The organism is Streptomyces sp. NPDC058157 (genome assembly GCF_042884105.1).
Lineage (GTDB): Bacteria > Actinomycetota > Actinomycetes > Streptomycetales > Streptomycetaceae > Streptomyces.
The window spans coordinates 17,178-36,541 of sequence record NZ_JBHVUQ010000043.1 but is presented as its reverse complement, the minus strand read 5'-3'; the positions used below and the strand labels follow the sequence as shown (position 1 = coordinate 36,541).

The 19,364-nt window shown below is 73.9% G+C and carries 11 protein-coding genes; 4 read left to right on the top strand and 7 right to left on the bottom strand.

What is annotated here, in order from left to right:
- Positions 1-11: 11 nt before the first annotated feature.
- From fxsT to fxsA, 5 genes are all read right to left on the bottom strand, one after another.
- Positions 12-3,995 (bottom strand): FxSxx-COOH system tetratricopeptide repeat protein, encoded by a 3,984-nt coding sequence (fxsT, locus tag ACFVXK_RS13850; RefSeq protein WP_389611721.1) that lies wholly within the window; start codon positions 3,993-3,995, stop codon positions 12-14.
- Positions 3,979-5,385, bottom strand: coding sequence for a TIR-like protein FxsC (locus tag ACFVXK_RS13845; protein WP_389611733.1), 1,407 nt, complete (start codon positions 5,383-5,385; stop codon positions 3,979-3,981). The genes fxsT and ACFVXK_RS13845 overlap by 17 nt, the downstream gene beginning before the upstream one ends.
- A gap of 43 nt (positions 5,386-5,428) precedes the next feature.
- Positions 5,429-6,205 carry an aminoglycoside N(3)-acetyltransferase gene (locus ACFVXK_RS13840; RefSeq protein WP_389611732.1) on the bottom strand — a complete coding sequence of 259 codons (777 nt, stop codon included), beginning with the start codon at positions 6,203-6,205 and terminating at the stop codon, positions 5,429-5,431.
- Positions 6,206-6,306: 101 nt separating this feature from the next.
- A complete protein-coding gene (gene fxsBH, locus ACFVXK_RS13835; protein ID WP_389611720.1) occupies positions 6,307-8,565 on the bottom strand; it encodes a radical SAM/SPASM protein FxsBH, inactivated beta-hydroxylase extension form in 2,259 nt (752 codons plus the stop codon).
- A gap of 29 nt (positions 8,566-8,594) precedes the next feature.
- Complete coding sequence (fxsA, locus tag ACFVXK_RS13830) at positions 8,595-8,759, bottom strand: FxSxx-COOH cyclophane-containing RiPP peptide (RefSeq protein WP_389611719.1); 165 nt, start codon at positions 8,757-8,759, stop codon at positions 8,595-8,597.
- A 243-nt stretch (positions 8,760-9,002) separates the two neighbouring features.
- Between fxsA and ACFVXK_RS13825 the strand changes: the two genes are divergently transcribed.
- Positions 9,003-9,566: an NADPH-dependent FMN reductase gene (locus ACFVXK_RS13825; protein ID WP_389611718.1), complete on the top strand. Its 564-nt coding sequence runs from the start codon at positions 9,003-9,005 to the stop codon at positions 9,564-9,566.
- A 13-nt stretch (positions 9,567-9,579) separates the two neighbouring features.
- On the opposite strand, the gene ACFVXK_RS13820 is transcribed toward ACFVXK_RS13825, so the two are convergent.
- Positions 9,580-10,482 carry an alpha/beta fold hydrolase gene (locus ACFVXK_RS13820; protein WP_389611717.1) on the bottom strand — a complete coding sequence of 301 codons (903 nt, stop codon included), beginning with the start codon at positions 10,480-10,482 and terminating at the stop codon, positions 9,580-9,582.
- 214 nt (positions 10,483-10,696) lie between these two features.
- Here ACFVXK_RS13820 and adhE point away from each other — a divergent pair, with 214 nt between their 5' ends.
- Positions 10,697-13,303: a bifunctional acetaldehyde-CoA/alcohol dehydrogenase gene (gene adhE / locus ACFVXK_RS13815; protein ID WP_389611716.1), complete on the top strand. Its 2,607-nt coding sequence runs from the start codon at positions 10,697-10,699 to the stop codon at positions 13,301-13,303.
- A 71-nt stretch (positions 13,304-13,374) separates the two neighbouring features.
- Here adhE and ACFVXK_RS13810 read toward each other — a convergent pair whose 3' ends face one another.
- On the bottom strand, positions 13,375-14,502 hold the full coding sequence (locus ACFVXK_RS13810; RefSeq protein WP_389611715.1) for a DUF3533 domain-containing protein: 1,128 nt from the start codon (positions 14,500-14,502) through the stop codon (positions 13,375-13,377).
- Positions 14,503-14,648: 146 nt separating this feature from the next.
- Here ACFVXK_RS13810 and ACFVXK_RS13805 point away from each other — a divergent pair, with 146 nt between their 5' ends.
- Positions 14,649-18,281, top strand: a complete 3,633-nt coding sequence (locus ACFVXK_RS13805; protein ID WP_389611714.1) for a DNA polymerase III subunit alpha — start codon at positions 14,649-14,651, stop codon at positions 18,279-18,281.
- Positions 18,278-19,294, top strand: coding sequence for a hypothetical protein (locus ACFVXK_RS13800; RefSeq protein ID WP_389611713.1), 1,017 nt, complete (start codon positions 18,278-18,280; stop codon positions 19,292-19,294). The genes ACFVXK_RS13805 and ACFVXK_RS13800 overlap by 4 nt, the downstream gene beginning before the upstream one ends.
- Positions 19,295-19,364: the final 70 nt, after the last annotated feature.

Below are 19,364 nucleotides of genomic sequence, written 5' to 3'. Positions count from 1 at the left end.
CCCTCGTCGGATCACACCGCCAGCGGCTCCAGGTCCCGGTGGACCCGCCGCTCGTCCCGCGCGTACCGGGTCAGACCGTGGTCCTCCCCGAGCAGCCGCGCCAGCTCGGACACCGCCTCCGCCCGCACCCGCGCCGCCTCCTCCTTGCGGCCCGTCATGTCCAGGCTCACCGCCATGTTCGACGAGCTCGCCAGGGTCTCCGGATGGTGCGCCCCGAGTGCCCCGCGCAGCCGCACCACCGCCTCCCGCTCCAGCTCCAGGGCGCCCTCCGGATCACCGAGGTCCGCCCGGGCGTTGGCCAGGTTCAGGTGCGCGAAGATGGTGTGCGGATGGTTGTCGCCCAGCACCTCGCGCATGCTGCGGATCGTCTGCCGCAGCAGCGGCTCCGCCGTCTCCGCCGCGCCCGTCCCCCAGTGGAACACCGCCAGGTTGTTCAGCGCCGCCAGGGTGTACGGGTGCTTCTCGCCCGGCACCTTCATGTACTCGTCCACCACCTCCTGCGCCAGCTCCCGCGCCGCGCCCGGATCACCGGTCGCGAACAGGTCCGAGGCCAGGTTCAGTTCGCAGGCCAGCAGGTCCGGGTTGACCGAGGTGTACTTGGCCCGGTACCGGTTGCGCGTCGCCGTCGTCAGCCGCAGCGCGTCCTCCAGCTCCCCGGCCCGGCGCAGCGACACCGCCAGGTTCTTCGCCGCCGACAGGGTGCCCGGGAAGGCCCGGCCCAGCGTCCGCTTGTAGATCTCGTACGTCCGCCCCAGCAGCTGCACCGAATCGTCGTACCGGCCCACCTCGCGCAGGTCACGGGCCAGGTTCTGGGCCGAGGACAGCGTGTACGGGTGGTCCGGGCCCAGCACCTCCGTGCGCCGGTCGAAGACCTCCTGGTCGATCTCCCTGGCCCGGGAGTACTGCCCCACCATGCGCAGGTTCAGCGCCAGGTTGTTCGCCGCCGCCAGGGTGCGCGGGTGCGCCTCGTGGAAGATCTGCCCGAAGCCCTCGTGCGCCGCCGTCGCCAGCTCCATCGCCTCGCCGTACCGGCCGAGCGCGCCCAGGTCCATCGCCAGACCGCTGGTGGTCATGTACGTGTGCGGGTGCGAGGGGCCCAGCGCCTCCCGCTGCCGCTCCAGCGTGACCTCGTCCAGCTCCTTGGCCTCCACGAACCGGCCCTGCGAGCGCAGGATGTTCGACAGGTGGAAGCGCAGGTACAGGTACTGCAGGTCGTCGCTGCCGAGCATCTCCCGCCACGCCTCGCGCAGCTCCTCGCCCAGGGTGTACGCGGCCTTGAAGTCACCGCGCTTCCACAGGTAGCGCACCCGGTCGATCAGCAGCCGGCGGGTCTCCGGCTCCTTGCAGAACCGCGCCTCCGACGGGTTCAGGTGCGGCCAGATCGTGTTGAACCTCGGCCAGGTCGCCGGGTTGTCTATCGGCTCGTCGTCGTCCGGGCGGGCCCCCGCCAGGATCCGGTGCACCGCGTGCCGGGCCTCGCGCTGCTCCTCCTCCGACAGTTGCGCCCGGATCACGGCCTGCACCAGCCGGTGCACCTGGATGCTGTTGCTGACCTGGTCCACCTTGGCCATCGCGAACCGGCCGATCTCCCGGATCACCCGGCCCAGTACCAGCTTCTCCTGGAGGGAGGCGTCGTACGGCTTGAGCGCGTCGATCATCTCCTTGCTGTAGAGCAGGTTCGCGGAGATCGGCTCGGGCGCGAAGAAGGCGCACAGCTGGAGCAGCCGCACGGCGGCGGGGGAGCGGGACTGGAGCCGCTCGATGGACACGTTCCAGGTCGCGGCCACCGGCTGCGGGTACCCCGCCGGCTGGTTCAGGCCCAGCACCCGCGCGGTCTGCTCCGCGAGCTGCTCCAGGTACGCGGACACGGGCGTGGCCGTCTCCGCGATCCAGGCCCCGGCCTGCTCCACGGCCAGCGGCAGGTCGCCCACCGCGACGGCCACCTGCTCGGCGTCGTCCTTGGTGAGCCCGGGGGCCCGGCGCTGGAGGTGCTCGACGGACTCCTCGCGCAGGAACACGTCCACCGGCAGCGCGTCCCCGTACTGGGACCAGGACTGGTTGCGGGAGGTCACCAGCACGTGCCCCGGACCGCCCGGCGGGAAGAACCGCTTGAGGGTCTCGGGATCGTCGGCGTTGTCGAAGACCAGCAGCCAGCGCGAGGTCGGCACCCCCCGGCGCAGCAGGTCGATGGCCTCCTGGGAGGCGGCCGCCATGTCCTCGCCGGTCTGCGCGCCCAGCCGTACGGCGAGTTCGGCGAGGGCCGCGACCACGTCGTCGGTCTGCTCCGAGGAGATCCACCACACCAGGTCGTAGTCGGCCATGAACCGGTGCACGTACTCCAGCGCCACCTGCGTCTTGCCGACGCCGCCGAGTCCGTACAGGGTCTGGGGCTGCGGCAGCACCACGGCCATGCCCCCGCCGAGCTGGTCGCGCATCCGCTCCAGCACGATGCTGCGGCCGGTGAACCCGGGGTTGCGGGGCGGCGCGTTCCAGATCTTGGGGACGGTCCCCGGGAAGCGGGGGCCGGGCTGGGAGGCGCCGGCGACGGTTTCGGCGAGGGCCATCGGCCGTTCCACCGCCCGCAGCAGGGCGGCGGTGGCGTGCACCTCGTCGAGCCGGAACAGGTCCACCGGGTTGCGGTCGATGTAGGGCGTGGCCAGGCGCACGTCGCCCACCCGCAGCGGCACCAGGTGGCGCCGGCCCCCGGTGGGGTCCTCGGCGGCGGCCCGGTTCCACACGTCCACGGCGCGGGCCGACTTCAGGTAGGCGCTGGAGAGCAGCACCACCGTGCGCCCGGCGGTGTCGAGGCTGATGCCCGTCCCGCCGCCCAGGGTGTCGCCGCCGCCCTGGGGGGCCGGAGGGCGTTCGGCGGAGACGTCCTTGGGCACGACCCGGAAGCCGGCCCGGGTGAGCACCGACTCGATCCAGTCGGCCCACATCCGGTTCTCGGCGACGTAGGAGAGGAACAGGTCGGCGGGCAGGGCCGGGCGGCGGCGGGTGAAGGCGTCCCGGATCCGCAGCCGGACCTCTTCGGTGATCACCGGCATGGAGGTGACATCGCCCTCGGTCACCACCGTCGTCAGCCGCTCGAAGGCGGAGAGCAGCGAGTTGGTGAGCCCGGCCTCGTCGCCGAAGGTGGCCAGGGTCTCCTCGTAGGCGTAGTACGGGCGGTACGGGATCTCCACCGCGCCCCAGTAGGCGGTCAGTTCGTCGCCGACGAGCCCGCCGGGGAACCGGTCGAACTTGATCCGGGCCAGCGCCCGGCCCGCGTCGGCCTTCTCCTTCTCGCCCTCGTCGATGCGCATCGGCACCGGGTAGATCCTGATCCCCCGGTCGTTGAACCGCTCGTCGATCTGCCGGGCGACGGAGGCGGCGCCGTCGATGGACTGGTCGGAGAGGGTGAAGCAGTCGACCAGGACGTCGGGGAGGTGGACGGTGCAGATGTCGGCGATGTCGGAGAGGCCGGTGCGGCTGTCGATCAGCACGTAGTCGTAGTTGCGCTTCATGTCGGCCCGCAGGGCGTCGAAGAAGAGGCCGCCGCCGAGCCGGTCGTAGAAGTTGTCCCAGTCGAAGGTGGACACCGTCGCCGAGTACTCGCGGTTCTGCCGACCCGCCGAGACGAAGTCGAGGGTGCCGCCGTCGGGGAAGTCCCAGCCCAGGTTCTCCGGGGTGAGCGAGACGGCGTGCGGCTGTATCCGCGCGTAGTCCTTGTGCCAGTCGGCCGGGCGCGGTACCGGGCTGGTGGCGGCCCAGGCGTACTCGCTGATCAGGTCGATGACCCCGGTGGTGGCCCCGAGCGTGGAGGGGTCCAGGAAGGGGTGGAAGAAGCGGTGCAGGCCGGGGGCCTCCAGGTCCCAGTCCACGGCGAGCACCCGCTTGCCGTTGGAGGCGAGGATCCAGGCGGTGTTGGCCAGCGCCATCGTGCGGCCGGTCCCGCCCTTGTACGAGTAGAAGGTGACGATGCGTCCGTCTCGGCTGTCACGACTGGCTGTCATCCGCGTCCCCCCGGTCGGTGTCGGTGCTGTCGTCGGCTGAGTCGTTCCCGCCCGGCCCGTACGGGTGCGCGGTGGGCGGGAAGGGGGCCGGCGGCGGGTCGCTCATCCCCATCGGCCCGACCAGGCGCCGGCGTTCGGTGGGGGTGTGCCCGGCCGGCGGGTACGCCTGGGCGTGTCTGAGGAACTGCTGGGCGGCCGCCTCGACCACCTGCGGGAGGATCTGCCCGAGGGTCTCCATGCTGGCCACGCCGTTGGCGGCGGCCCGGCAGGCGGCCCGGCCCTGGCTCATCTTGACCGGCAGGGTCTCCTCCAGCCGCCGGGCCAGCTCGTCCTCCTTGGCCCGGCTCTGGTGGTCGTAGCGGTTCCACGGCACCACCACGTTGATCCACGGGCGGTGCTCCTGGTCGAAGGCGGCCAGGCGCTGGCGGCGGTGCTCGTCCTCCACCGCCCAGCGGTCGACGATCAGGATCTCGGGCCGGGTGGGCGGCTGCTTGCTGTCGAAGTGGCCCGCCTCGTCGTCGAAGGAGGACAGGGTGGTCTGGTAGTTGAGGTTCTTGACGAGTTCCTCGGCCACGTAGGCCACCGGCCGCCGGGAGGCGGGGTGGTACGGGTTCCACTCCAGGGCGTTCTCCCCGTAGTACTCGGGGCTGCGGCCCTCGGGCAGGTCGTGCCGGGAGGCGGCGGCCACCGTCACGTGGAGGGTGCGGGCGGAGGGGCTGCCGCCGTGGCGGCCGCCGACCGGGCCGAAGGCGCTGGGCACCACCCGGTAGTCCAGCGGGCGGACCGGCTTCAGGCGGACGGTCTCGGCCACCCCGACGATGTGGCGGGCCAGTTCGTACACGGCGTGCTCGTACTGCTCCGCGTAGCCGCGCAGTTTGATCAGGCCGTACAGCCCGTCGGTGACGTAGCGCTCGCCGAAGGTGCTGTGGTTGAACTGCAACCGCTCAGCCGGGAGCGGGAGTTGTGCGGGAGGCACCGGCACCCACAGGGCGGGGACGATGGCCTCGGTCTTCTCGTCGCTGGCGGCGCCCACCTGGATGGCGCGCTGCGCGAAGGCGAACCACTCCTTGCCGCACATCTGGCTGGCGAAGTAGCGCGGCGAGAACAGGGGGACGAAGACCCGGCAGGTGGCGAGCGCCGCCCCGAGCCGTTCCGACCAGCCCTCGCCGCTGCGTATCTCCCGGTCCATGAAGCCGACCTCGGAGCCGGCGGGCAGGCTGGTCAGCGCCATGATGTGGTTGCAGAGATCGCGGTAGAGCCGCTCCACCCACATGTCCGGGTCGGGTCCTCCCGGCCCGAACCTCGGCGTATGCGCGTAACTGAGAAAAAAATACGGCTGCACTGATGCGGGCACACGACCCCCGTCCCGAAGATGCGAGCGAAGGAACATCATTCCGGAGCTCCTTCGCCACATCCCCTCCTCGTTCAGTCAATCAGCGTCTGTTTTCGGTCATCCAGGTCTGGGCGTGATCGACGGCGTCCGTGATCGAGAAGAGGACGGCGGGCGCCCCGCCCACCTTTCCCCGGCGCAGGAGCGATTCCGGGAATGCCCGGCCGATCTCCGTGAAATCACCGTCGTCCAGGGCGACGTCCTCGTACCTGGTCCACTCCCCCTCGTGCCCCTTCGCCCGCCGCCCGCCCGGAAGGTTCACCTTCACCACACAGTCGTACATGCGCAAGGGGGGCTTCGGAATTCGGTACTCCGCGAGGTGGAAAGCGGTGCAGGAGGCGAATCCCACATTGATCATGAGAACCTGTCCTCCCTCCCAGCACAGTTTCCCCAGGGGGGAATCCTCGCCGAGATGGCATTCCAGCCGGTGTTCCGCGCAGATCCGGTGCGCGTCCGCGCCGAGCGCGGCGAAGGAGGTCTGCGGGTGGCCGCTGCGGGCGGCGCCCGGCGCGGTCCGGACCGCCTCGGCGAGGGCGCCCATGCCCTGGCTGGGGGTGCGCTCCGGGTCGAAGGCGGGCATCCGCGCGCGGAAGGCCGCCACCGCCTCCGCGTCGAGCCCCGAGATCCGGGCCAGGTGGGCGGAGGAGGTGAGGGAGTTCTCCGCCGTGAAGGCCGGGACCACCAGGGTGCCGCGGGGTCCCAGCACCCCGGTCAGGGCCTCGCGCAGCGTCTGCGGATGCAGGCCGGTGCCGCCGAGCGCGGCGTGCACCAGCAGCCGCCGGCGGGGGCGTACGCCGAGCAGCCGCAGCTGCACGGCCAGGGCGAGGGCGCCCGGGGGGGCGGGCGGCTCGTGCTCCGCGGTGGGTCCGGATAAGGAACGCGGGACCCGGGGCGCGGAGTTCCCGCGCGGGAGGGGGGAGGTCACGCGTCCACCGCCTTCAGTTCCCAGCGCAGTTCCTCCACCAGCCGCTTGCCGGTCACCGTCAGCTCGGCCGCCTCCGACAGGTGGTCCAGGGCCCGGTGGATCCGCTCCGCGCCGCCCGGTTCCTGGGTGGTCGTGGCCCGCCGGTACGCCTCCACCGCCACCCGCTCGTGCACGTCGGCCAGCAGCCGCGACACCGGCACCGGGCGGGTCCGCCAGGGCGACGGGTGCTGCCAGGCCCCGTCCAGCGCGTACAGGTCCGCCACCTCGGTCAGCGCCCGCAGCCGGGCCCGCCGCCGCCCGGTCAGCAGGGCCAGCGCGGTCTCCCGCACCCCGGCCGCGTACGGGATCCCGAGCGCACCCGGCCCGTGCCGCCCGGCCTCGCCCCAGCCCTGCGCCCGGGGGCCGCCGGCCAGGGGGGTCAGGGTGCTCAGCCCGGCCGCGGCCGCCCGGGCGAACTCGGGGACCGTGCGGTGCAGCAGGGCCCAGGCCGCGTCGAGCCGCCGCCGCCAGGCGTCGGCCTCGCCGGCGCCGAGCCGCAGCCGGGGCGGGCGGGCGAAGCAGTTGCGGTACGGGTCCAGGTCCTCCAGTGCCACCGGCGGCCGGTCCGGCCCCGGCCGCCAGGTCCGTACGGGCAGCCAGCGCGCGTCGCCCGCCGCCGGGCCGAAGCGGTGTTCGGTGCGGCCCGCCCGGACCACCGCGTAGCCCTCGCCGGTGGCGTGCAGCGCGGCCCGGCCCTCGGTACCGGGCTCCCCGAGCCGCAGCAGGCCCAGCGTCGGGAGGTACACCTCGCCGTCCCGGTACGCCACTTCGGCCGCCGGCTCCAGTCCCCCGCGCAGGACGGCGGCCGCCGCCAGCGCGGCCAGCCTGCGGGCGGCGCCCGGGGCGTCGAGACGGCCCTCGCGGGCGGCGTCCAGGGCCTCCAGCACCCAGGTCCGGGTGAACGGGTGCCCCAGTACGGCGTCCAGCGCGCCCGGGTCCGCCCCCTCGACCCCGGTCAGCAGCTCCCAGGCCCGCGCCCAGTCCGGGTCGGCGGCCAGCTCGCCGTGCAACCGGGCCAGCAGGGCGCGGGTCAGCTCCTCCTGGGAACGGGCGAGCTCGGCCGGGTCGGCCAGCTCCGGCGCGGTCTCCCGGGCGGCCGTCCGGCCCTCCACCCCCTCCACCAGTTCCCGCAGGTCGGAGCAGTAGACGGAGGGGTTGTCGAAGCCCGCTCCGGCGGGGCCGTCCTCCCGGTAGCGGTGGGTGTAGAGGCCGCCGCCGCACGAACGTACGACAGGGCACCGCCGGCACGTGTCGCTGACGCCCGCGAGCCCCAGCTGCCGGGCCCGTACGCCCGGGTGGGCCGCGACCAGGTCGAAGGGGTGGTCGAAGACGTCGAACCCGGTGGCGGCGGCCCCCTCGAAGGCGCTCTTGAGGGAGTCGACCTGCTCCAGCGTCCCGTCGGTCTCGACGACGACCAGGTCGGTCGGGGCCAGCCCCAGGGACTCCGTCAGGCTGGGCCCGCCGCGCAGGGTGGACAGCAGGGACTCGAAGAGGCGGACGGGCACCGGCCGCCCCAGCCGCTCCCAGCGGTCGAAGGCCCGCAGCAGCCAGCGGGCGTACGCGTCGGGCGCACCGCCGGGCCGGGGCGGAGGGGTCTGCCAGGTGGCGTGGGGGAGCAGGAAGTCCACCCGGGGCGGCTCCAGCGCGACCAGGGCGTCGAGCACGTCGACCGGGTCGTTGGCCACGTCCACCGTGCACAACAGGCCCTGGTAGAGGTGGCGGTAGGGCTCCGAGCGCAGCAGGTCGAGGGCCGCCAGGACCAGCGGGTGGCTGGAGCGGCCGTCGGCGAAGCGCCGGTGGCGGTCGTTGGCCGCGCGGTCCCCGTCGAGGGAGACGCCGACCCGGACGCCGTACTCGGCGAAGAGGTCCAGGTAACGGCGGTCCAGCCGGAGCCCGTTCGTGTGGATCCGCAGGTCGAGGGCGGCCGTCCCGGCGAGCGCGCGGGTGAACTCCTCGCACGCGAGGCGGAGTCGGTCCGGGCCCGCCAGCAGGGGTTCCCCTCCGTGGAAGATCACCGTGACGGAGGGGAGTGCATGGTCACGGGCATGTTCGGCGAGCCGCGACGCGGTCCGGGAAATGACCCCGGGGGAGATCACTTTCGGCCGGGCTCGCCAGCTCTGATCAGCGTGTTCGTAGACATAGCAATGATCACACGCAAGATCGCATCTGCTGTGAACCTTCAGGACGATCTCGCGAAATGCGATCAGGCCGGTCATTCCACCAGTCTAGAGCGCGTACTGCATTGTCAGAGCGCAGAGTTGAAGATCGGTGCCTGCGCGTGACGGCCGGATTCCGACGGCAGTACCCGGCCGAGGGCCGCGGCGACGGACGCACTGCGGACGTCGATCTTGTCGAGGGGGACCCGGCGGTCCTTGTCCGCGCTGGTCGGCGGGGTGGCGGAAGTGTTCATGGCACCGTCCTCGGGGAGGCCATAGGGAATGGGAGGGAATGACTCCGGCGCGCCGCCGGGGTCTGGCTCGGACTTTACTCGTCCGCACCCCATTGGCAACCGAGACATGACGCCTGGTCAAGCGTTCTATAGAAAGAGTGGGGGAATAATCGAGGTGCCGTATTCGGCCGTTCGCCGCACGGCAAGATCCAGTTCTCCGGGGGTGCCGGGAGGGTGCTCCGGCCCGGTCGGTAGCGTGGACGGATGCCCACGTCACCCGCACTTCCCGTCATCCTGCTCCTCTCCGGGAGCCTGCGCGCCGGCTCCGTCAACGAGGCCGTGCTGCGCACCGCCGAAGCCGTGGCCCACGAGGGGGCGGCGGTGGACGCCGTCCGCTACGAAGGCCTCGCGGACCTCCCGCACTTCAACCCCGACGACGACGCCGAACCGCTGCCCGCGCCGGTCGCCGCGCTGCGGGAGGCGATCGCCGGGGCGGCGGCACTGCTGGTCTGCGCCCCGGAGTACGCGGGCACCCTGCCGGGTTCGTTCAAGAACCTGCTCGACTGGACGGTGGGCGGCACCGAGATCTCCGACAAGCCCGTGGCCTGGGTGAACGCGGCCGCCCCGGGCCGGGGCGGGGGCGCCGAGGCCACGCTGCGCACGGTCCTCGGCTACACCGGCGCGGCCGTGGTCGACGCCGCCTGCGTACGGATCCCGGTGGACCGGGGGACGGTCGGCGCCGACGGGACCGTGGCCGACCCGGCCGTCCGCGCCCGCCTGGCCGAGCTCCTGGCCCTGCTCGCCGGGGCGGCGCGGGAGACCCCTTAGGTCCTTCGGGCCCTCAGGCCGGCTGCTGTTCCCCGACCGAGGGAGCGGGCAGTTCGCGCAGCAGCCAGGTGAGGACGTCGGGCAGCGCGCGCAGGGCCGCGAAGTGCGCGGCGTCCGGGTCGATGGTGGTGGTGGCGCCGGGGATGCGGCGCCCCAGCCAGCGGGCGTGGCCCACGGGGGAGAACACGTCGAGCTCCCCGTGCCAGATCAGCACGGGGCAGCGGATGTCGGCGGGGTCGAACCCCCACGGGCTGCTGGCGGCGAGCATGTCGTCGATCCATCCGTACGCCGAAGTGCGCACCCCTTCGCGGTAGTTGCGCAGCAGCATCGACCGCAGGCCGGCGTCCGAGACGATCATCCGGTCGCTGGCGGTCAGCTCCCGCCGCAGCTCGTCCAGCAGCCGTCCGGGGTCGCGGGCGATACCGCTGGCGCGCGGGATCAGCCGGGCCGTGAGCTCCTCGGGGTCGTCGGCGGCGGTGGTGTACTCCCGTACGTTCGAGGCGGCCATCCCCGCGAACCAGTCCAGGTCCTCCGCGTCCCGGGGTGCGATGGGGACCAGGGCCGCCGTGCGCGTCACCCGCTCCGGCAGCAGTGCGGCGCAGGCCAGGGCCCCGGGGGCGCCGCCCGAGCGGCCGGCGACGGCGAAGCTGTCCACGCCGAGGGCGTCGGCGACGGCGGCCACGTCCTGGGCCACGTCGGCCACGGTGCGCCCCGGATGGCGGTCGGAGCCGCCGTAGCCGGGCCGGTCGTAGGCGATGAGCCGGACCCGCCGCTGGTAGAGGACCATGCCCCGGGGGGCCGGGCCGAGCCGGCTGCCGGGCATGCCGTGGAGCAGGAACACGGGTTTTCCGTCCGGGTCGCCCCAGTGTTCCGCCGTCAGGACGCGTCCGTCAGCGGTGCGCACCTCTTCGCGCACGCGCTCCCTCCCTCACGTCAGGCGCGAGCAGTCAGGGTGATTGTGCTCCCGGGGCGGTGGTTGCGATAGGGCGCGATCTCGCGGGAATCCTCGTGAAAGTTTTCACAAGCGGGACCTTCGGCCTGCCTGTCAGGGGCTTTTTCGGAGCTTTCCCTTCCGCTTCCGGGTGTCGAATGGAAGTGCCGGAAAGGGCCGAGAAGAAGGAGTTCGTGCCATGCAGGCCAACGAAAGGGTGGACGGGCTGGTCCGGGCGGCGCTGGAGGCGCTCGCCCGCTTCGAGACCTTCGACCAGGAGCAGGTCGACCACATCGTCAAGAAGGCCTCGCTGGCCGCCCTCGCCGCGCACGGGGAGCTGGCCCGGCTGGCCGTCGAGGAGACCGGCCGCGGCCTCTTCGAGGACAAGGCCGTCAAGAACCTCTTCGCCTGCGAGCACGTCGTGAACTCGATGCGCGGGCTGAAGACCGCCGGGGTCGTCCGCCGCGACGAGCTGAACGGCATCACGGAGATCGCCGAACCCGTCGGCGTCGTCTGCGCGATGACCCCGGTGACCAATCCGACCTCGACGACGGTCTTCAAGGCGCTGATCGCCCTGAAGACCCGCAACCCCGTCGTCTTCGCCTTCCACCCCTCCGCGCAGCACTGCTCCGCCGAGGCCGCGCGGATCGTCCGCGACGCCGCCGTCGCGGCGGGCGCGCCCGAGGACTGCGTGCAGTGGATCGAGGAGCCCTCGATGGAGGCCACCGCCGCCCTCATGAACCACCCGGGCGTCTCCACGATCCTCGCCACCGGCGGCAACGCCATGGTCAAGGCCGCCTACTCGTGCGGGAAGCCCGCCCTGGGCGTCGGCGCCGGCAACGTCCCCGCCTACGTCCACAAGAGCGCGAAGCTGGCCCGCGCCGTCCACGACATCGTGCTCTCCAAGACCTTCGACAACGGCATGATCTGCGCCTCCGAGCAGGCCGTCATCCTCGACGCCGAGATCTACGAGGAGGGCGTCGCGGAGTTCGAACGGCTCGGCGCGCACGTCCTGTCGGACGCGGAGAAGACCAAGCTGGAGGAGTACGTCTTCGGCGCCACCGCCCACGGGACCGGCTGCGCCGGCGCCAAGCTGAACGCGGAGGTCGTCGGCAAGTCCGCCCGGTGGATCGCGGAGCGGGCCGGCTTCGAGGTCCCCGAGGGCACCTCCGTCCTGCTCGCCGAATGCCACGAGGTCGGCGAGGCCGAACCGCTGACCCGCGAGAAGCTCTCCCCGATCCTGGCCGCGCTCAAGGCCGAGGACACCGGGCACGGCATCGAACTGGCGGCGCGGATGGTCGAGTTCCACGGCCTGGGCCACTCGGCCGCCGTCCACGCCGAGGACGAGGCGCTCGTCGAGGAGTTCGGCCGCCGGGTCAAGGCCGTCCGCGTCATCGCCAACTCCCCGTCCACCTTCGGCGGCATCGGCGACGTCTACAACGCCTTCCTGCCCTCGCTGACCCTCGGCTGCGGCTCCTACGGCCACAACTCGGTCTCGGGCAACGTCGGCGCGGTCAACCTGCTCAACATCAAGCGGATCGGACGGCGCAACACCGACATGCAGTGGTTCAAGGTCCCCCCGAAGATCTACTTCGAACGGGGCTCCATCCGCTACCTCGCCGAGATGGAGGGCGTCAGCCGGGTCACGATCGTCACCGACCGGACCATCGTCGACCTCGGCTTCGTGCGCAAGGTCACCGAGATCCTCGCCTCCCGCGCGCAGCCGGTCACCGTCCAGGTCATCGACGGCGTCGAGCCCAACCCCGAACTGTCCACCGTCCGCGCCGGCGCCGCGCTGATGCGCGAGTTCCGCCCCGACACGATCATCGCGCTGGGCGGCGGCTCCCCGATGGACGCGGCGAAGATCATGTGGCTGATGTACGAGCGGCCCGAGGTCGAGTTCGCGGACACCAAGGAGAAGTTCTTCGACATCCGCAAGCGCGCCTACACCTTCCCCAGGCTCGGCGAGAAGGCCCGGCTGGTCGCCATCCCGACCACCAGCGGAACCGGCTCCGAGGTCACCCCGTTCGCCGTCATCTCCGACCCGGCCGCCGCGCAGAAGTACCCCCTCGCCGACTACGCGCTGACCCCGGACGTGGCCATCGTCGACCCGGTCCTGCCGATGGGGCTGCCGCCCGCCGTGACCGCCGACTCCGGCTTCGACGCCCTCACCCACGCCACCGAGGCCTACGTCTCGGCGTACTCCAACGACTACACCGACGGTCTCTGCCTCCAGGCGGTCCGGCTCGTCTTCGAGAACCTGGAACGGTGCGTCAAGCACGGGGCGCGGGACCCCGAGGCCCGGGAGAAGATGCACAACGCGTCCACCGTGGCGGGTATGGCCTTCGCCAACGCCTTCCTCGGACTGGTCCACGCGATGGCCCACACCCTGGGCAACACCTTCCACCTCGCCCACGGCCGCACCAACGCCCTGCTCCTGCCGCACGTCATCCGGTACAACGGCACCGTCACCCACAAGGCCACCCCCTGGCCGAAGGCGGAGGTCTACCGGGCCCCCGAGCGCTACCAGGAGCTCGCCAGGCTGCTGGGGCTGCCCGCCGCCACCCCGGAGGAGGGCGTGGAGTCCTACGCCCGGGCCGTGGAGGACCTGCGCGCCCGGTGCGGCATCCCCGGCTCCTTCGCGGAGGCCGGAGTGGACGAGCGGGCCTTCACCGAGGCCCTCCCGCAGCAGGTCGTGAACGCCTACGCCGACCAGTGCGCCCCCGCCAACCCGCGGATGCCGATGATCGACGACATGCGCCGGCTGATGCTCCTGGCCTACCACGGCGGTGCCGGGGCGGAGTGACCGCGCGGAGACCGTGAGGAAGGCCCGCCCGGGTGCGCCCGGGCGGGCCTTCGCCGTCGTGGCGGGGGCGGTCAGCCGGGCTCCGTCCCGCCACCGCCCGCGAAGCGGGGCACGGAGGGCGCGTCGTCGGGCAGGCCACTGCCCACCGCGGCGCCCGGCCGGCCGCGGCGGGCCCTCGCGCAGGCCAGGGTGACGGCGGCCCCGGCCACCGCCCAGGCGGACAGGACGAGCATCGGGCCGGCCGCGCCGTTGCCCCGGAAGTAGGCGAGGGACCGCGCGGCGAACGTGCCCGCGCCCGGCGGCATGGCCGGGCCGATCGCCCGCCAGAACGGCGGCAGCAGCGGGTACGGGTAGGCGCCGCCCGCGCTCGGGTTGCCGAACACCACGACCAGCAGGATCGCCAGGCCGATGCCGACCACCCCCGCCAGCCCCTGGAGGGCCAGGGTGAGCGCGCCGACCGCGAAGACCACCAGGGTCCCCAGCCCCCACAGGGCCGTGATCGAGCCCGGCAGTGCGCCCAGCACCGGGCCCGCGATGACCGTGCCGAGCAGTCCGGCGGCGAGCGCGTACAGCAGGAGCACGCCGAGCCGGATGACGCCGCGGTGGACGTTCGCCGGCCGGGCCCCGGCGCTGATGGCGAGGATCGCGGCGCACAGGTAGCCGCCCACGCACCAGCCGACCACCAGGTAGAAGGAGCTCAGGCCGCGGCTGTCGCCCCGGTCGGCGGGGGCCACGTCCACGACGGTCAGCCCGCGGCCCTGCGCCTTCTCGGCCAGGCCGACGACCTGCTCCAGGGCCTGGGAGAGGGAGGCCCCGGCACCGCTCGCCACCAGCAGCCGGTCGTTCGGGCGGGCCGGGTCGACGATCAGCGCGCCGTCCACCTCCCGGTTCCTGATCCGTGCGAGCGCCGTCGCCTCGTCGGCGACCGCCCGGGGGGCGAGCGGCTTTCCGGGCAGGGCGCCGAGCCGCTGCGCGGCCTGTGCGGCGACCGGCTCGGCGGGGGCGGCCACGGCCAGGGGGATCTCGCTGGGCTTCGGGTGGTGGAAGGCCCCGATGTAGGAGGTGACGAAGGCGAGCTGGAGGGCCAGCACCCCCAGGACCAGCACGGCGGCCCGGGTGGTCACGGCGTCCTTGAGCTCGGCGAGGAACCCGCCGGAGGAGCCCGCGTCGGTCTCGGGGCGGAGGGTGGGCTGGGTCATGCCCCCACGCTCCGCGCGCCGGGGGGCGGGCGCAGCAGGGGCGGGCCGAATGGATGATCGAACAAGTGTTTCGCACGGGTATTCGAATTGCTCTATGGTGGAGAAGGGGGAGGGCAAGAAGGTCGAGGGAAGCAGGAGGGCCGCGGGTGCCCGGGTTCACGCATCTGCACACCGTTTCGGGGTTCTCCGTGCGCTACGGCGCCGCACACCCGCAGCGGCTGGCGGAACGCGCCGCCGAGCGGGGCATGGACGCCCTCGCGCTGACCGACCGCGACACCCTCGCGGGGGCGGTCCGCTTCGCGAAGGCGGCCGCGGCGGCCGGGATCCGGCCGCTGTTCGGGGTGGACCTGGCGGTGGCCCCTGCGGGGTCCCCTGCGGTGTCCCCTGCGGGGTCGCTCACGGGGCCGGGCGGCTCCGGTGCGGGCGGCCGGGCGGGCGAGGCCTCGTACCGGCGGCGGGTGCCCGTGCGGGGCGGTGCCTTCGTGGACGAGTCCGCCCCCCGCGCCCTCTTCCTGGCCCGCGACGGCGCCACCGGCTGGGCGGAACTCTGCCGCCTGGTCACCGCCGCACACGCTGCCTCCGGCCCGAACGGCTCCTCCTCCGGCACGCCCGCCTTCGACGGGTTCGCCGGGGCCGGAGGCTCCGCCCCAGGCGGGCCCGCCGGCGCGGCCGTCCCGGCCGGGTACCCCGCCGGAGATCAGGGACGGGCCCTGGTGCCCTTCGGGGTGCTCGGTGGAGGCGGGGTGTTCGTGTTGCTCGGGCCCGGGTCCGAGGTGGGGCGGGCGCTGGCCGCCGGGCGCCCCGACCGGGCCGCGCGGCTGCTCGCGCCCTGGCGGGAGCGGTACGGGGACGCCCTGCGGCTGGAGGCCGTCCACCACGGCCGCCCCGGCACCGGCCCCGGCTCGCTGCGCCTGGCCGCCCGTACCGTCGGCTTCGCCGCCGAACAGGGCGTCCCGGCCGTGCTGACCAACGCCGTCCGCTACGCCGACGCCGGCCAGGGGCCCGTCGCCGACGTCCTCGACGCCGCCCGCCGGCTCGTCCCCGTCGACCCCCGGGGGTCCCTCGACAGCGGCGAGCGGTGGCTGAAGGGCCCCGCCGCCATGGCCGACGCCGCCGACCGGATCGCCCAGGCGGCCGGGCTGCGGCCCGCCGACGCCCGCCGGCTGCTCGCCCGCACCCGCGAGACCGCCGAGGCCTGCGCCGTGGACCCCGAGGACGACCTCGGTCTGGGCTCCGTGCACTTCCCCGAGCCCCGCCTCGTCGGCGCCGCCCACCGCACCGCCCAGCGGGTCCTCGCCTCCCGCGCCAGTGCCGGCATGGTGCTGCGCGGCTACGCCGGCGAACGTGCCTACTGGGACCGGATGCACGAGGAGCTCGACGTCATCGCCTTCCACGGCTACGCCTCGTACTTCCTGACGGTCGCCCAGGTCGTGGACGACGTACGGGAGATGGGCGTCCGCGTGGCCGCCCGCGGCTCCGGCGCGGGCTCCCTCGTCAACCACCTCCTCGGCATCGCGCACGCCGACCCCGTCGCCAACGGCCTGCTCATGGAGCGCTTCCTGTCCCGCCGCCGCCGCGTCCTGCCCGACATCGACATCGACGTGGAATCCGCCCGCCGCCTGGAGGTCTACCGCCGGATCATCGCCCGCTTCGGCACCGAACGCGTCGCCACCGTCGCCATGCCCGAGACCTACCGGGTCCGCCACGCCATCCGCGACGTCGGCGCCGCCCTGTCCATGGACCCGGCCGCCGTCGACCGGCTCGCCAAGGCCTTCCCGCACATCCGCGCCCGCGACGCCCGCGCCGCCCTGGCCGAACTGCCCGAGCTGCGCGGCGTGCGCGAGGAGGCGCTGGGGGAGGGGCACGCCCGGATGTGGGACCTCGTCGAGGCCCTGGACGCACTGCCGCGCGGGACCGCCATGCACCCGTGCGGGGTGCTGCTCTCCGACGCCACCCTCCTGGAACGCACCCCGGTGGTCCCCACCAGCGGCGAAGGCTTCCCCATGTCCCAGTTCGACAAGGAGGACGTCGAGGACCTCGGCCTGCTCAAGCTCGACGTGCTGGGCGTGCGGATGCAGTCCGCGATGGCGCACGCCGTCGCCGAGGTCCGGCGCGCCACGGGGGAGGAGCTCGACCTCGACGACCCCGCGCAGGTCCCGCCGGGCGACGCGCCCACGTACGAGCTGATCCGCTCGGCCGAGACGCTGGGCTGCTTCCAGATCGAGTCCCCGGGCCAGCGCGACCTGGTCGGACGGCTCCAGCCGTCGACCTTCCACGACCTGGTCGTCGACATCTCGCTGTTCCGGCCGGGGCCGGTGGCCGCCGACATGGTGCGTCCGTTCATCGAGGCCCGGCACGGGCGGGCGCCGGTGCGCTTCCCGCACGAGGACCTCGCCGACGCGCTGCGCGAGACCTACGGGGTGGTCGTCTTCCACGAGCAGATCATCGAGATCGTGCACGTCATGACCGGCTGCGGCCGCGACGAGGCCGACCGGGTGCGGCGCGGGCTCTCCGACCCGCAGTCGCAGGGCCGGATCAAGGCCTGGTTCGCGGCGACGGCCGCCGGGCGCGGCTACGCGGCGGAGGTGGTCGCCCGGACCTGGGAGATCGTCGAGGCCTTCGGCAGCTACGGGTTCTGCAAGGCCCACGCGGTGGCCTTCGCCGTGCCCACGTACCAGTCGGCCTGGCTCAAGGCCCACCACCCGGCCGCCTTCTACGCCGGGCTGCTCACCCACGACCCCGGGATGTACCCCAAGCGGCTGCTGCTGGCGGACGCCCGGCGGCGCGGCGTGCCGGTGCTGCCGCTGGACGTGAACCGGTCGGCGGTCGCCCACCGCATCGAACTGGTGTCCGACGATCCGGCTGGACGGGGGCCCGGGGTCTGGGGGCTGCGGCTCGCCCTGTCCGACGTCCACGGCATCAGCGAGGCCGAGGCCCTGCGCATCGAGACCGGACAGCCGTACGCCTCCCTGCGCGACTTCTGGGACCGCGCCCACCCCGGCCGCCCGGTGGCCGAACGGCTCGCACAGGTCGGTGCGTTGGACGCCTTCGGGGCCAACCGCCGCGATCTGCTGCTGCACTTGACGGAGCTGCACGGCGCCCAGCGTGCCGCCGGGGCGAAGGGCGGGGCCCAACTGCCCCTGGGCGGAGGCCGGTCCACCGCCCCCGTCGGCCTGCCCGACCTGACCGAGGCCGAACGGCTCAGCACCGAGCTCGGCGTCCTCGGCATGGACGCCTCCCGCCACCTGATGGACGGCCACCACGCCTTCCTCGCCGAACTGGGCGTGGTCCCGGCGCGCCGCCTGCGGGAGACCGCGCACGGGCGGACCGTGCTCGTCGCGGGCGCCAAGGCGGCCACCCAGACCCCGCCGATCCGCTCCGGCAGACGGGTCGTCTTCACCACCCTCGACGACGGCACCGGCCTGGTCGACCTGGCCTTCTTCGACGACAGCCAGGAGGCCTGCGCGCACACCGTCTTCCACTCCTTCCTGCTGCTGGTCCGGGGCGTCGTGCAGCGCCGCGGCCCGCAGAGCCTGAGCGTGGTCGGGGCCGCCGCCTGGGACCTCGCGGAACTGGTGCGGCTGCGCGAGGACGAGGGCCTGGAGGCCGTCACGGCACGGCTGGCGCAGCCGCTGCCCGAAGGGCCCGGGGACAGCGGCCGGCGCATCCACCTGGCGACCGGCTACGAGATGAACCCGTGGGCCGACCTCCAGCCGCCCGGCGAACGCGCCGCGACGGGCCGCAAGCTGTGGCACTCCAGCCCGGGGAGCGCGGGATGACGACGGCACCGGCCCCCGTCCCCGTCCCCGCCTCCGATCCCGGCGGGGCCGGGGTGCTGCACGTGCGCTGCGGTCCCGCCGTGACCGGGGAGGGCTACCGGGAGGTGCTGGAGCTGCTGCGGGAGTTCTCCCCGCTGGTCCAGGCCCTGCCGCCGCGGGCCGCGCTGGTCCAGGTGCGCGGCGCCCGGCGGTACTTCGGCGCCGACGCCGCCCGGATCGCGGAGGTGGTCCGGCTGCGGGCGGTGGCCCGGCTGGGCACGGACGTACGGATCGGCGTCGCCGACACCTGGGCGGTCGCGGCCATGGCCTCCGCCCGCGTCGACGGGCCCGGCGGGATCCTCGCCGTGCCCGGGGAACGGGTGCCCGGCTTCCTCGCGCACCTGCCGGTGGAGTCCCTGTACGGGCTCGGCTCCCGCCAGGCCGAGGCGCTGCGCGGCTTCGGGCTGCACACCGTCGGGGCGCTCACCCTGGTCCCGTCCGGGGTCCTGGAACGGATCCTCGGCAAACGGGCCGGGCGGCTCGTCGCGGAGCGCGCCCGCGGGATCGACCCCCGCCCGGTCACCCCGCGCGACCTGCCCTCCTCCGCCGCCGTGCGGACCGGCTTCGCCCGCCAGGAACTGGACGGCCCGCACGCCCGCGCCGCCCTGCTCGGCCTGGTGGTCCGGCTCGGCGCACAGCTGCGCGGACGCCGCCAGGCCGCCCGGTCCCTGTGCCTGACCCTGCAGTTCGCGGGCGGCGCCCGGTGGGAGCGCTCCCGGCGGCTGACCGAACCCTCCGCCCACGACGAGGACCTGCGCACCCTCGCGTACCGCCTGATGGACGCGGCGGGCCTGCAGCGGGCCCGGCTGACCGGCATGGTGCTGCGCGCCGAGGACCTCACGGCGGCGCAGGGCGTGACCCGCCAGCTCTCCCTGGACCCGGTCCGCGAGGCCCGCCTCACGGTGGAAGCCGCCATCGACCGCGCCAACGCCCGCTTCGGCCCGGGCACGGTCCGCCCGGCTGCTCTTTTTTAGGGCTCCCTCGCCTCCGGGGCGCCTGCAGCCGTGCTCCCGGGGCGCCCCTTCGGCTCACTCGCCCGTGCCG

Coding starts and splice junctions, on each gene's coding strand:
- adhE (WP_389611716.1), top strand. CDS start 10,697: ATGCAGGCCAACGAAAGGGTGGACGGGCTGGTCCGGGCGGCGCTGGAG.
- fxsT (WP_389611721.1), bottom strand. CDS start 3,995: ATGACAGCCAGTCGTGACAGCCGAGACGGACGCATCGTCACCTTCTAC.
- ACFVXK_RS13825 (WP_389611718.1), top strand. CDS start 9,003: ATGCCCACGTCACCCGCACTTCCCGTCATCCTGCTCCTCTCCGGGAGC.
- ACFVXK_RS13845 (WP_389611733.1), bottom strand. CDS start 5,385: ATGTTCCTTCGCTCGCATCTTCGGGACGGGGGTCGTGTGCCCGCATCA.
- fxsBH (WP_389611720.1), bottom strand. CDS start 8,565: ATGACCGGCCTGATCGCATTTCGCGAGATCGTCCTGAAGGTTCACAGC.
- fxsA (WP_389611719.1), bottom strand. CDS start 8,759: ATGAACACTTCCGCCACCCCGCCGACCAGCGCGGACAAGGACCGCCGG.
- ACFVXK_RS13800 (WP_389611713.1), top strand. CDS start 18,278: ATGACGACGGCACCGGCCCCCGTCCCCGTCCCCGCCTCCGATCCCGGC.
- ACFVXK_RS13810 (WP_389611715.1), bottom strand. CDS start 14,502: ATGACCCAGCCCACCCTCCGCCCCGAGACCGACGCGGGCTCCTCCGGC.